11 protein-coding genes and 1 pseudogene are annotated in these 13,112 nt (G+C 70.6%); 4 read left to right on the top strand and 8 right to left on the bottom strand.

The features are described from left to right. The first annotated feature begins 103 nt into the window (after positions 1 to 103). Positions 104 to 1,492: a S9 family peptidase gene (locus QJS31_RS34595; protein WP_282785549.1), complete on the top strand. Its 1,389-nt coding sequence runs from the start codon at positions 104 to 106 to the stop codon at positions 1,490 to 1,492. Positions 1,493 to 1,551: 59 nt separating this feature from the next. After that, positions 1,552 to 2,169, top strand: a complete 618-nt coding sequence (locus QJS31_RS34590; RefSeq protein ID WP_282785550.1) for a class I SAM-dependent methyltransferase — start codon at positions 1,552 to 1,554, stop codon at positions 2,167 to 2,169. 90 nt (positions 2,170 to 2,259) lie between these two features. Here QJS31_RS34590 and QJS31_RS34585 read toward each other — a convergent pair whose 3' ends face one another. The 5 genes from QJS31_RS34585 to rarD form a co-directional block, all read right to left on the bottom strand. Beyond that, positions 2,260 to 2,496: a hypothetical protein gene (locus tag QJS31_RS34585; RefSeq protein WP_282785551.1), complete on the bottom strand. Its 237-nt coding sequence runs from the start codon at positions 2,494 to 2,496 to the stop codon at positions 2,260 to 2,262. A 173-nt stretch (positions 2,497 to 2,669) separates the two neighbouring features. Then, the gene (locus QJS31_RS34580) at positions 2,670 to 3,347 is read right to left on the bottom strand and encodes a response regulator (RefSeq protein WP_143980320.1); all 678 of its coding nucleotides are present in this window, start codon (positions 3,345 to 3,347) and stop codon (positions 2,670 to 2,672) included. Then, the gene (locus tag QJS31_RS34575; protein WP_306358802.1) at positions 3,329 to 5,719 is read right to left on the bottom strand and encodes an ATP-binding protein; all 2,391 of its coding nucleotides are present in this window, start codon (positions 5,717 to 5,719) and stop codon (positions 3,329 to 3,331) included. Before QJS31_RS34575 ends, QJS31_RS34580 begins: the two co-directional genes overlap by 19 nt. 240 nt (positions 5,720 to 5,959) lie before the next feature. Beyond that, positions 5,960 to 6,364, bottom strand: coding sequence for a VOC family protein (locus QJS31_RS34570; RefSeq protein WP_306358786.1), 405 nt, complete (start codon positions 6,362 to 6,364; stop codon positions 5,960 to 5,962). Positions 6,365 to 6,476: 112 nt separating this feature from the next. Continuing rightward, positions 6,477 to 7,361, bottom strand: coding sequence for an EamA family transporter RarD (gene rarD / locus QJS31_RS34565; RefSeq protein WP_282785386.1), 885 nt, complete (start codon positions 7,359 to 7,361; stop codon positions 6,477 to 6,479). Positions 7,362 to 7,842: 481 nt separating this feature from the next. Between rarD and QJS31_RS34560 the strand changes: the two genes are divergently transcribed. Both QJS31_RS34560 and QJS31_RS34555 read left to right on the top strand, forming a co-directional pair. Further along, positions 7,843 to 10,323, top strand: a complete 2,481-nt coding sequence (locus QJS31_RS34560) for an HAD-IC family P-type ATPase (RefSeq protein ID WP_282785382.1) — start codon at positions 7,843 to 7,845, stop codon at positions 10,321 to 10,323. Positions 10,324 to 10,433: 110 nt separating this feature from the next. After that, positions 10,434 to 11,264 carry a PhzF family phenazine biosynthesis protein gene (locus QJS31_RS34555; RefSeq protein ID WP_282785383.1) on the top strand — a complete coding sequence of 277 codons (831 nt, stop codon included), beginning with the start codon at positions 10,434 to 10,436 and terminating at the stop codon, positions 11,262 to 11,264. Between the two features lie 7 nt (positions 11,265 to 11,271). Here QJS31_RS34555 and QJS31_RS34550 read toward each other — a convergent pair whose 3' ends face one another. From QJS31_RS34550 to QJS31_RS34540, 3 genes and pseudogenes are all read right to left on the bottom strand, one after another. Then, positions 11,272 to 12,183: an ADP-ribosylglycohydrolase family protein gene (locus tag QJS31_RS34550; protein ID WP_306358785.1), complete on the bottom strand. Its 912-nt coding sequence runs from the start codon at positions 12,181 to 12,183 to the stop codon at positions 11,272 to 11,274. Between the two features lie 83 nt (positions 12,184 to 12,266). Beyond that, positions 12,267 to 12,677, bottom strand: a complete 411-nt coding sequence (locus QJS31_RS34545; RefSeq protein WP_306358784.1) for a hypothetical protein — start codon at positions 12,675 to 12,677, stop codon at positions 12,267 to 12,269. Between the two features lie 209 nt (positions 12,678 to 12,886). Then, positions 12,887 to 13,112: pseudogene (locus tag QJS31_RS34540) on the bottom strand (hypothetical protein); the annotation flags it as partial.

Raw genomic sequence — 13,112 nt, 5'->3', positions numbered from 1 at the left:
CCCGCCCTGTTATGTCGGACGTCCGAGTGGTTATCCACGGTGTCCGACCGGTTATCGGCGCGTAACCGAAGCGGCCGCGTTCCGGACATGCGTAGGGTGAGGTATGCGCACGCTGCGGTCACTCCTGCTGATCCTGTCCGCCGTGGTCGCCCTGGTGGCGGCCGGATGCGGAAAGGATGACGCCACACCGACACCCGAACAGGTGAGCGGTGACTGGCACGGCAGTATCGAACTCCCCGGCCGGCAGCTCGCCATCGGGGTGAACTTCGCCAACGACGGCGAGGCCACCGTCGACATTCCGGAGCAGGGCGTGGCCGCGGCACCGCTGACCGGGGTGAGCGCCGATCCGGACAAGGTCACCTTCAGCATTCCGGACGTCCCAGGCGACCCGAAGTTCGAGGGGACCTACAACCGCGACAGCGACACCATCGAGGGCAAGTTCAGCCAAGGCGGAGAACAGTTTCCGCTGAATCTGACCCGCGGCCGGGTCGAGGGGCCGCCGCGCCCGCAGGAACCGGAACCGCCGTTCCCGTACGCCACCGAAGAGGTGTCCTACCCCAGCGGTGAGATCACCATCGCCGGGACGCTCTCCCGGCCCGAGGGCACCGGACCGTTCCCGACCGTCGTGCTGATCACCGGCAGCGGACCGCAGGACCGCGACGAAACCCTGCTCGGGCACAAGCCGTTCCTGCTGCTCGCCGATACCCTCACCCGCGCCGGATACGCCGTGCTGCGCACCGACGACCGCGGCGTCGGCGGAACCGGCGGCAATCTGGAACACGCCACCTACCAGGAACTGACCGACGACATCATCGCCGGGCTGAACTACCTGCGCGGCCGCGACGATATCGACGCCGACCGCATCGGACTGCTCGGCCACAGCGAGGGCGGCTACCTCGCGCCCCTGGCCGCGGCACGCCCCGACAGCAGGGTGGCGTTCACGATCCTGCTGGCCGGTCCGGCGGTGCCGGGCTCGGAGGTGCTGCTGGAGCAGAACCGGCTCATCATGGCCGCCCAGGGGGCGACACCGGAGGAGATCAGCGAGCAGGTCGGCTTCGTGACGGGGCTGATCGCCATCGTCCGCACCGGCGACCTGGAAGCGGCCCGCCGGTACGTGATCGAACACAACAACAGCCTCCCGGAGGACGAGCGCTCACCGGAGGAGGCGGCGGCCCAGATGGCGAGCCCGTATATGGCGGCGCTGCTGAATTACGATCCCGCCCCGGCACTCTCGGCGCTGCGGGTGCCGACCCTGGCCGTGTACGGCGGCAAGGATCTCCAGGTGCCCGCCGCTCAGAACGAAGGGCCCATGCGAAATCTGCTGGCGGACAATCCGGATGCCACCGTCCACACCTTCGACGGGCTCAACCATCTGCTACAGCCGGCCGACAAGGGCACGCCCGACGAGTACGCGGCCATCGAGGCCACCATGGACCCGGCCGTACTCGACTATCTGTCGAACTGGCTCACCGAGCGAATGCCGCCGCGCTGAGTCGCGGTTCGGCGGTTTCGGCACTGGCGGCCGGGCCCCGACCTTGGGAGAGTGAGGACGTGGGTATCTACGAAGACCGCATCCTCCCCCGCCTCGTCGACCTCACCTGCGGTATGCGGGCGCTGGATCCGCTGCGCGAGCGGGCCTGCGCCGACCTGCGCGGGCGGGTGGTCGAGATCGGGTTCGGCTCCGGCCGCAATGTGCCGCTCTATCCGAGCGCGGTGGAGTCGGTGAGCGCCGTCGAACCCGCGGATCTGGGCTGGCGGATGGCGGCGGGGCGGGTGGCGGCCGCACCCGTCCCGGTGGAGCGCTCGGGACTCGACGGGCAGCGGCTTCCCTTCGCCGACAACACCTTCGACTCCGCGCTGTCCACGTGGACGCTGTGCACCATCCCGGATGTGCTGGCGGCGCTGGCCGAGGTGCGGCGGGTGCTGCTGCCCGGCGGCACGCTGCACTTCGTCGAACACGGACTGGCTCCCGATCCCGGCGTCCAGACCTGGCAGCATCGCCTCAACCCGATCCAGAAGACAGTGGCGGGCGGGTGCCATCTCAACCGCGATATCGCGGAACTGTTGACCACGGCCGGATTCGAACTCCGCGAGGTGGACCGCTTCTATCAGGAGGGAGCGCCCCGGCCCTACGGCGCGCTGTCGCTGGGCGTGGCTGTGTCGAACTGAGCGCGGCCGCGCCCGATGACGGCGCTGAGCCCGCGGACCGGGGGGTACGCGCGGGTGGGCAGGGCAGGAATGGTCGGGGCGACGAGCCCGTCACTGTGCGGACAGGCCCGCGGAGAGGGAGGCCAGTGCGCATTCGGGCGGGGTGGGGTAGATGAGGATGCAGGCGAAGCCGACCGGTTCGGCGGTGTGCGGGGCCACCGGGAGTGTCGGCTCGGCGGGGGTCAGGGGGACGGCTGTGGCCGGGGCGATGGTGGCGAAGGAGGCGGCGGCCAGGGCGAAGGTCAGGGCGGCGATGCGGAAGCGGTTGCGCATGAGCGTGATTCCCAACTATTGAAATACAAAAGTTTCGGAGCAGGGTACCCGTTGTCGCCGACTCCGGCGGGGCGATCGCGGCGGGCGGAGAGCACGCCCCGGAGCCCGAGCGACTCGCGGCGACGATCGCGAGGTCCAGCGCGGCGTGGTGATAGTCCGCGCGCGGCAGTGCGGTCTCCTCCGTCGTGCTACGCGGTGGCGCCCCGGATGGCGATGTACTCCTGTTCCGGGCGGCCGGTGCTGCCGTAGCGCAACTGCATGCGGACCTCACCGGAGGCGACGAGCAGGGCCAGGTACCGCTGGGCGGTGGCGCGCGAGACGCCGGTGACGGTGGAGACCTCGGCGGCCGAGAGCGGGGAGGCGGCGACCCGCACCGCGTCCAGGACCAGCTCCCGGGTGGTCGAGGAGGCCGCCGCGGCCGGAGCGGTCGGCGGCGTCGGACGCAGCGCCTCGAGGGCGGCGTCCACCTCGCGGGCGGTCACCTCGGTGGCGGAGAGGATGCGGCGGTACCGGGCATAACCGGCCAGGCGGGCGGCCAGGGCGGTGTGGTCGAACGGTTTCACCAGGTACCCGAGCGCACCCGCGCTGAGCGCGGCGCGCACGGTCTCGGCCTCGGTCGCCGCCGTGAGCACCATGGCGTCGAAGTGGATCTCGCGCACCAGGTCGATCCCCGAACCGTCCGGCAGGTACACGTCCACCAGGGCCAGATCGAAGCTGTGCGCGGCGATCGCCGCCCGCGCCGCGGCGAGCGTGGTGGCGGTCGCGCCCACCGTGAATCCCGGTAGCGCCGTGACGATCCCGGAATGCAGGTTCGCCACCCGGAAGTCGTCGTCCACGACGAGCACATTCACATCGTCTCGGCCCACGCCACATCTCCTCTCACCAGCACACCCGGCATCCGGGCGATGAACTCGGCCCCCCGCAACCTCCCCGCCGCGCTGACATCGGATACAGCGGCACCCGACTCGGCGGCACCGGCCACGGCACCAACCGGCCCGGCACCAACCGCTCCGGCATCGACGCACCGACTCCCGCGACGCGCTGATGCGCCTTGCTCCACGTCGCGGACCCGGGCATCGCCCGACACGGCATGGTGCGCCTTCGCCACCGCGGCGGGCGGCCCGAAGCGCGCGGACCCCGCTCCGGTCTCCGTCGACCGACTCGCGCCCGAACCGGATTCGGTGTCACCACGCTCGAACCCGCCGGACCGCCCCGCGCCGAGCGCAGTGCCGCGATCTCCCGGCTCATCGGCACCTGCCGCGCCCCCGCCGATCACCGCGCCACTGGCCCGGACCGGACCAGCCACCGCTTCGCCAGCCACCGCATGGTGCGCCTCCGCCGCCGCGGCGGGTGGCCCGAAGCGCACGGACCCCGCTCCGGTCTCCGCCAAGGGGCTTGCCCCCGAACTGGGTTCGATGTCGCCACGCTCGAACCCGCCGGACAGCCCCGCGCCGAGCGCAGTGCCGCGATCTCCCGGCTCATCGGCGCCGACGGGAGCAGCAGCACCGGGCACGTGCGCACCTGCCACACCATCGCCGGTGGTGCCGGCATGGGGCGGAGTGTCGCGGCGTGGGGAATCGCCGCGGGAGGGCTTGCCGTGTTCGGCGGGGTGGCTGGCGGGTGTGTCGGGGAGTGGTTCGGATTCCGCCCTCGGTGTCGCGGCAGCGCCGCCGGGGGAGGCGAGGCGGATGTCGCCGCCGTGGGCGCGGGCCAGTTGGCGGGCGAGGGCGAGGCCGATGCCGCGGCCGCCGGGGAGGCCGGAGTCGGGGCGGGTGGAGACGCCCTCGGTGAAGATGGCGTCGGCAAGGGCGGGCGGGACGCCGGAGCCGCTGTCGGCGACGGTGAGGTGCAGGGTCGAATCCTCTTGGACCAGTTCCACTTCCACCACGGCGGGCGGTTCGCCGGTGCGCGCCGCCTCGATGGCGTTGTCGAGCAGGTTGCCCAGGACGGTGGTGACGTCCACGGGCACGGCGAGATTGCCGTCTATCCAGGTATTGGGGCCCAGGCGCAGGGTGACCCCGCTTTCGCGGGCGTGCGCGGCCTTGGCGGCGAGGAAGGCCTGCAGATAGGGGTCGTGGACGGCGTCCATGCCGGGCAGCGCCGCGCCGAGCGGTCCGGACCCGAGCAGGTCGTCGATGTACTGCGCCGCCGCCGCGGGCCGATCGGTGTGCAGCAGCCCCGAGATCAGGTGCAGCCGGTTGGCGAATTCGTGGCGCTGGGCGCGCAGGACGGTGCTCATGGAGCGGACCGCGTCGAGTTGGCGGGTCAGCGATTCGATATCGGTGCGGTCGCGCGCGCTCAGCACCGCGCCGAGGCAGCGCCCGTCGCGGCGCACCACCCGCGCGGTCACCACCACGATGCGATCGCCCACCATGGCCTGCACCGGTACCCCGTCGGCGGCCCGGAAGACCTCGAGCACCCGTGGAGTGAGGCCGAGTTCATCGACGGCACAACCGGTTTCGCCGGTGATGCCGAGCAGTCGCCGCGCTTCCTCATTCACCACGGTGACCCGCCAGGCGGTATCGGCCGCCACCACGCCCTCCCCGATGCCGTGCAGCACCGCATCCTGTTCGCGCACCAGTTCGGCCAGCTCGCGCGGTTCCAGACCGAGCGTGAGTCCGTGCCAGCGGCGGGCCAGCAGCATCGAGCCGAGCACCCCGGCCAGCAGCGCGCCACCCGCCAGCAGTCCGGCCCGGCGCAGGTCGCCCAGAAGTTGATCGTGCACCGCCGCCGTGGAGATGCCGACGCTCACCTCCCCGACGACGTGGGCGCTCCCCGGTTGCAGCACCGGAACCTTCGCGCGCACCGACTCGCCCAGCGTGCCGTGCTCCTGAATCACCACCTCGCGGCCCGCGAGCGCGCCGGAGGGGTCGGTGCTGACCCGCTCCCCCAGCCGCGTCGAATCCGGATGCGCGAGCCGGATCCCGGCCTCGTCGGTCACCACCACGAACAGCGCGCCGGTGCGGGCGCGGGCGTCCCCGGCGATGCGCTGCACCGGCCCGGCCGCGAGTTCGGTCTCCATCTCATCACCCGGCAGTGAGGTTGCCAGCGAGTAGCGGTACACCTGATCGCGCAGCGCCGGCTCCGAGGCGACGGTGCGGGCGATCGCCAGCGCACGCTGCCCGTACTCGCCGGACAGTCGCTCGTTGCTGACGTAGGCGAACATGCCGAACGCAATACCCAAGGTCAGCGTGACAACCACTACCTGGAGCAATACGATCTGCGTCCGCAGCCGCACCTCACCCACGAAGGGTCGGGTACGACGGCCGAACACACTCACCGCGCCAGTGTAGGCAGACCGGCGGGTTCGTATCGGGTGGCGAGCACAATGCGCACAACGCACATTTCGCGGGTTTGCACGGAATGTGCGAGCCCCGTCCTTCGGCTGCCGTGGCGTCGGCGGCGTCGCCCAGGCCCCCGACGTGCGGCGGCCGCACCCGGGCGCGGGTGCGGCCGCCGGATCGACAGCGGTTGCGGACTAGTCCCGGTCGGGCCAACCGCCGTACGGCACGGTGATCAATTCCATATAGTGGCCGTTCGGATCCTGGAAGTAGATGCCGCGACCACCGTCGTTGTGATTGATCTCGCCTTCGTGCTGACCGCGCGGATCGGCCCAGTAGGTGATCCGGTACCGCTCGAGCTTCTCGTAAGCGGCGTCGAACTCCGCCTCCGAGACCAGAAAGGCGTAGTGCTGCGGTTGAATCCCGGTGGGGATATCGGGCGGGACGTCGGCGAAGTCGAAGGTGACCCCGTTCTCGGCCCGGATCGGAATGAAGTGCCCGACCGGGGCACCCACCTCCAGACCCAGAATGTCCGCCCAGAATTCCGCGGATACTCGTTTGTCGGTACAGCCGACGATGGTGTGATCGAATTGGATGGGCAAAGGATTACTCCTGTACTCGTGACGGTCCCGACCCCGGGCCGGTACAAGTCGACCAACGGGAGCACCGCCACGAGACCCAAGCTAACGCAACGGGATCGGCTCGTTCAAGTGATCACGCACCCCGGCGCGAACGCCGCACGGCATCGGCGGTGAAGATCGCCAGCGCCACCCAGATGAGCGCGAAACCGGCCCACCGCGACGGCGGCATGTCCTCGTGCACCACGAATACGCCCCAGGCCAACTGGAGGCCCGGCGTGATGTACTGCAGGATTCCCATCGTGGACAGTGGCACCCGCTGCGCCGCCAGGGCGAACAGCAGCAGCGGCACCAGGGTCACCGGACCGGTGGCCATGAGCAGCGCGGTATGCGGGACGCTCGATCCGATAGCGGCCTGACCGGTCACCCCGAGCACGATCACCGCGGTCACCGCGAAGGGCGCGGCGACCAGACCCTCGGCCGCCAGTCCCGGCAGCGGTTCCAGCCGAATCACCTTCTTGACCAGTCCGTAGGTGGCGAAGGAGCAGGCGAGCACCAGCGCGATCCAGGGCGGCCGCCCGTAGTCCACGGTCAGCACCACCACGGCCGCCGCGCCGAGCCCGAGCGCCACCCACTGCGCGGGCCGCAGCCGCTCCCGGAAGATCACCACCCCGAACGCGACCGTCACCAGCGGATTGATGAAGTAGCCGAGGGCGCATTCCACCACGTGCCCGGAGAGCACGCCGCCGACGTAGACGCCCCAGTTGAGGGAGATGGCGGCCGACGCGGCCGCGGCCATGCGCCAGGTGCGCGCACTGATCGCGCGCAGTTCACGCAGGCGCCCCGCGACCGCCAGCAGGGTGAGTGACACCACCAGGGTCCACAGAATCCGCTCGGCAAGCACCTCCACCGGTCCGGCGAAGGCGAGCAGTCCGAAGAAGGCCGGGAACAACCCCCAGCACAGATAGGCGCCACCGCCGAAGAAGACGCCGAGATCCCGGCCGCGTGCGGTGCGCGCCACGGCAGCCGTGTCGACCGACGTCACCTCGGGGTTCGCCCCGAGCGCGTCGGCGCCCGAACCCGGTTCCGATACCTGTCCGCTCGCCACTTGCTCAACGTTAGCCTCAGCAACGACCCCGAATCATCTGGATTACCCGGATCATCGGATGATCGAAACCGCCCGTCCGCGGCGACCGGTCGCGGCCCGCGCGGCGCGACCACCCGCAGCGAGGACCACGCGGTGGTGCGACGTGCCGGAGCGACCGCACACTCGTAGGTCGATCACCCGCCCCGAGACGATCACGCGAGCGGATTCGCCGCGGCAGCAGCGCGTGGTGTGGACCAGGACGGCCGGGGTCACACGGCGGCCGGATGTGCGGGGGCGCCCGCCACACTCGTCGTCGGTGAGCGAGCGCGGGAAGACGATCACCGATTCCCGCGTGCACGCGCTGGCGGACCCGTGCGCACGGGCAAATTCGCCCGGGCGTTCTAGGCTTGTCGGCATGTCGATCACCGCGCAGGCTCCCGAGAGCCCGCCCGCGCTGGGTCTCACCTCCGCAGAGGTCGAGCAGCGCCGCCGGGACGGTTTGACCAATGACGTGCCCGAGCGCGCCAGCCGTTCGGTGCGCGATATCGTGCGGGCAAACGTCTTCACCCGCATCAACGCCATCCTGGGTGTGCTGTTCATCCTGGTGATGGCGACCGGCTCGATCATCGACGGCATGTTCGGCCTGCTCATCGTGGCCAACAGCGCGGTCGGCATCATCCAGGAGGTCCGGGCCAAGAAGACCCTGGACAATCTGGCCATCGTCGGCCAGGCCAAACCGGTGGTACGCCGCGACGGCGCCGCCGCCGAGATCGCGCCGCAGGAGGTGGTGCTCGACGACATCATCGAACTCGGGCCCGGCGACCAGATCGTGGTGGACGGCGAGGTGGTCGAATCCGAACTGCTCGAGGTCGACGAGTCACTGCTCACCGGTGAGGCCGACCCGATCGACAAGGCGATCGGCGCACCGGTCATGTCCGGAAGCTTCGTGGTGTCCGGCAGCGGGGCGTACCGGGCCACCAAGGTCGGCAAGGACGCCTACGCCGCCAAACTGGCCGAGGAGGCCAGCAAGTTCACGCTGGTGAACTCCGAACTGCGCAACGGCATCAACACCATCCTGAAAGTCATTACCTACCTGCTGATCCCGGCGGGTCTGCTGTCCATCTACAACCAGCTGGTCTCCAGCGGGGAGTCGTGGCGGCCCGCGGTCAACGGCATGGTGGCGGCCCTGGTGCCCATGGTGCCCGAGGGCCTGGTGCTGATGACCTCCATCGCCTTCGCGGTGGGCGTGGTGCGGTTGGGACGGCGCAAATGCCTGGTGCAGGAGCTACCCGCCATCGAAGGCCTGGCCCGCGTGGACGTGGTGTGCGCGGACAAGACCGGCACCCTCACCGAGAACGGTATGCGCCTGGCCGAGATCCGGCCGGTCGGTGCGGACACCGGCACGGGGAGCAACGGCGCTGGTGCCAACGGAACAGGGGCCAACGGCGATGACGAGCTGAAGCGGGTGCTGGCCGCCATGGCCGCCGACGATCCGCGGCCCAATGCCAGCGTGCTGGCCATCAAAGAGGCGCTGCCGGACACCCCCGGCTGGCGGCCCACCGGGGTCGCCCCGTTCTCTTCGGCCAAGAAATGGAGCGGCTTCTCCTACGGCGAGCACGGCAACTGGCTGCTCGGCGCGCCCGACGTACTGCTCGACCCGGAATCCGAAACCGCCGCCACCGCACAGGAAATCGGCGCGCAGGGCCTGCGCGTGCTGCTGCTGGCGCGCAGCGACCGGCCGGTGGACGCCGCCGACGCGCCCGGTGCGGTGACCGCGGCGGCGCTGGTGGTGCTGGAGCAGAAGGTGCGCCCCGACGCCCGGGACACCCTGGACTACTTCGCCTCCCAGCACGTCGACATCAAGGTGATCTCCGGCGACAACGCCGTCTCGGTGGGCGCGGTGGCGTCCTCGCTGGGGCTGACCGGCGGCGAGCACGCCGTGGACGCCCGCAAGCTGCCCGAGGATCGCGACCAGCTCGCCGACGTGCTCGAGCAGCAGACCACCTTCGGCCGGGTGCGTCCGGATCAGAAGCGCGCCATGGTTTCCGCGCTGCAATCGCGCGGCCATACCGTCGCCATGACCGGTGACGGCGTGAACGACGTACTGGCGCTGAAGGATTCCGATATCGGCGTGGCCATGGGCGCGGGCAGCCCGGCCACCCGCGCGGTGGCCCAGATCGTGCTGCTGGACAACAAGTTCGCCACCCTGCCGTACGTGGTGGGTGAGGGCCGCCGGGTGATCGGCAATATCGAGCGCGTCTCGAATCTGTTCCTCACCAAGACCGTGTACTCGGTGGTACTGGCCTTCCTCATCGGTATCGCGGGGGTGGGCTCGCAGATCTTCGACTACGAGTCCATCGGCTATCCCTTCCTGCCGCGACATGTCACGATCGCGGCCTGGTTCACCATCGGCATCCCGGCGTTCATCCTGTCGCTCGCGCCGAACAACGAGCGGGCCCGCACCGGATTCGTGGGACGCGTGATGCGCCTGGCGATTCCGTCCGGCGTGGTGATCGGTGTCATGACCTTCATCGCCTATCTGCTCGCCTACGAGGGACCGGACGCGAGCGAGACGGCGAAGGTGCAGGCCGGGACGACCGCGCTCATCACCCTGCTGATCATCGCGGTCTGGGTGCTGGCCATCGTGGCCCGCCCGTGGGTGTGGTGGAAGGTGCTGCTCATCGGCGGCTCCGTCACCGGCTACCTCATCCTGTTCTCGGTGCCCTTCACTCGAGAGTTCTTCAAGCTGGACCCCTCCAACGTCACGCTGACCACGACGGCCTTCGTCCTCGGCGGGATCGGCATCGTGCTGGTGGAGCTGGCCTGGTGGGTCAGCGCGCGGCTGCGCGGTGAGGCGCATCCGCTGCTGCCGGCCGCGCCGGGTGAGAAGGTCTGAGCCGGACGGTATTCGCGGCGGCCGCACCGACGAACTGGTCGCATGGTTCGGCTCGCCGTGAACGCCCTTGTGCCAGGTCGTCATTGAATCGGCGGGGTACTTTGGGCGGCATGGAGGTTCTCCTGCATCAGATCGACGCGTTCGTCGACGCCCCCTTCTCCGGCAATCCGGCCGCGGTCATGCCGCTGCTGTCGTGGCTGCCGGACGACCTGCTGCAGCGGCTCGCCGAGGAGAACAACCTCGCCGAAACCGCCTTCTACACCTCGGCGCTACCACCGGAGGCCGGGGGCGCGCCGGATAACGCGCCCGCGTTCCACCTGCGCTGGTTCACCCCGGCCGTGGAGGTGGACCTGTGCGGACACGCCACGCTCGCGACGGCCGCGCAGATCCTGGAGGATATGCATCCCGGCTCCGACCGCGTGCACTTCTACACCCGCAGCGGGTGGCTGCGGGTGGACCGCGCCGCCGACGGCGGTCTCGTCATGGACCTGCCCGCCGTCGCGTCCCGGGAACTCGATCTGACCGCGGAGATCCCGCGCGCACTGGCCAAGGCCATCGGGGTGCGGCCCATCCGTGCCCTGGACGGCACCGATATCGTGCTCATGGTCACCTCGGAACTCGAAGTGCGCGAAGCACATCCGAACTTCGCGGCCTTCCCCAGCCTGCACCGCGGGGTGATCGTCACCGCCGCGGGCGAATCGGTCGACTTCGTCTCCCGCTTCTTCGCCCCCGGAGTCGGCGTACCCGAGGATCCGGTCACCGGGTCGGCGCACGCCCAGCTCACCCCGATCTGGAGTGCCGATCTGGGCCGCACCGCCCTCACCGCGCGACAGCTCTCGCCCCGGGGCGGCACCCTGGGCTGCACGCTCACCGGCGACCGGGTGCAGCTGACCGGTCGGTGCCGCCGCTATCTGGACGGGGTCGTGCGCCTGCCGGATTGACGTCGGTTCAGCGCGTGACGACGCGTTCGGTCAGGGTCAGCAGATCGGCGGCGGTATAGCCCGGATAGCCGTGCAGGACGGTGCGCCAGTGCTCCGGAATGGCGGCGGCGCCGTGGCGGGCGCCCAGCAGACCGCCCGCGATGGCGGCGGTGGTATCGGTGTCACCACCCGCGCGCACCGCCAATTCCAATGCGCCCGGCAGCGTTTCGTCGTGGGTAATGGCCCACCAGGCGGTTTGCAGGGCGTGCACCACCCAGCCGTTCTCGGCGAAGTCCGCCGGGGTGCCGTGTTCGGCCTTGTCCAGCAGCGGCCCCCAGAAGTCGGCGTCCACGACCGACAGCGCCTCGCGCACACCGTCGTAGGTGCCGTGCAGCACCGCGTGCCGGATGGCCAGCGTCCACAGCGCGCACGCGTCCATGGCGTGCGGGTCGTAGTGGGTGAGCGAGGACACCATCCGCGCCGCCAGCACGCAGTTCTCGGCATCGTCGAGGTAGGCCAGCGCCACCGGCGCGGTCCGCATGAGCGAGCCGTTGCCCGCCTTCAACCCTTCCAGGGTGTGGGCGCGGACGCGCATGTCGCGGGCGGTGCCGCCGCGCCATTCGAGCACCGCCCGCGTCTGATTCCCGATGTCCTTGGGCCGCGCGTCCCACCACGCCACGAATTCGGCCGCCACCGCGTCGAGCCCGGCCTCCTCGTGCAGATTCCCCGCCTCGGCCGCCGCCCGGGCCACCGCGACCGCCATGGCGGTGTCGTCGGTCCACTCCCCCGGCTCCCAGCGAAAGGTCCCGCCGCCCTTCATGTGCACGACCACATCCGGCCCCGGATGGGTGAACTCGTATCCGGCCCCCAACGCGTCCCCCGCCGCCGTCCCCAGCAACACCCCCGCCGCCCGATCGGCCTGCCGCGCGGTCAAATCCATAACCCCAACCTCCACTGGCGAATCCGAGTTCCACCCCACTGTGTCACAGCACTCCGACACCGCCCCGTCCCGGTGCCCGCCGGTCAGCGCTGCAACACCGCGACCAGGACGATGGTGAGCGGAATCAGCACGGCGGCGGCGATAATCGCCGCGTACATGCCCGCGCCCGGTCGCTCGCACTCCCGGAAGTCGGCGGCCCCGTCGCTGTAGATCGTGCGCGGGGCGGCGTAGTAGAGCCACACCGGACCACGCGTGGTGTCGATATCGAGCACCGCCCGGCCGACCGACCACAACGCGTATCGCGACCACAGCCGCGCGCGAAACCGCCCGACGGGCAACATGATCCGATTCTCCCCGGGCCGCAGATCGAACCGCAGACCGGGCGCGAACTCGACCAGCATCGGCGCGCTCCCGTGCCGCAGGCGAATCGGTTCGGACGCCACCACCGTGACCGGAACCCACGGCGGTGGATGCGGGTTGCCCTGAGCTCTCATGCGCTACCTCCCGCGCCGATGCTAGCCCGCCACCCCTGAGGCCTCGAGGCGCGTACGCCCCTGAGACCTCGGGGCGCGCACCGCCCTTGGCCAGCGCCCGAACGGCGGAGGCGCGCCGAGCCCACATGGTCGGACGGATCGGCGAGGCTGCGCGCGCAACGGTCACCACCGCGCGATGCCGGTGACGGCGCGGTCTCGTGGCCGACCGGTCAGTTCTCGGGGACCGGACCGTCATCGGGGCCGGGGACGACGTGGTCCCGGTGTCGCGGGAGCAGCGGGACGAGGGCGTAGGTGCCGCCGCCCGCATCGGCGGGGAGGGCCTCGATCGCGCGGATATCGCTGTGGGCGGCCAGCTTTCGCAGTTGGTCGAGGGTGCCGCGGATATTCAGGCCCACCACGCAGGCGCATCCGGCATCCAGGCGGGTGGCGGCGAGG

Source organism: Nocardia sp. CC213A (assembly GCF_030766805.1).
In the GTDB taxonomy this organism is placed as follows: domain Bacteria; phylum Actinomycetota; class Actinomycetes; order Mycobacteriales; family Mycobacteriaceae; genus Nocardia; species Nocardia otitidiscaviarum.
This window is presented reverse-complemented; position numbering and strand designations above follow the sequence as displayed.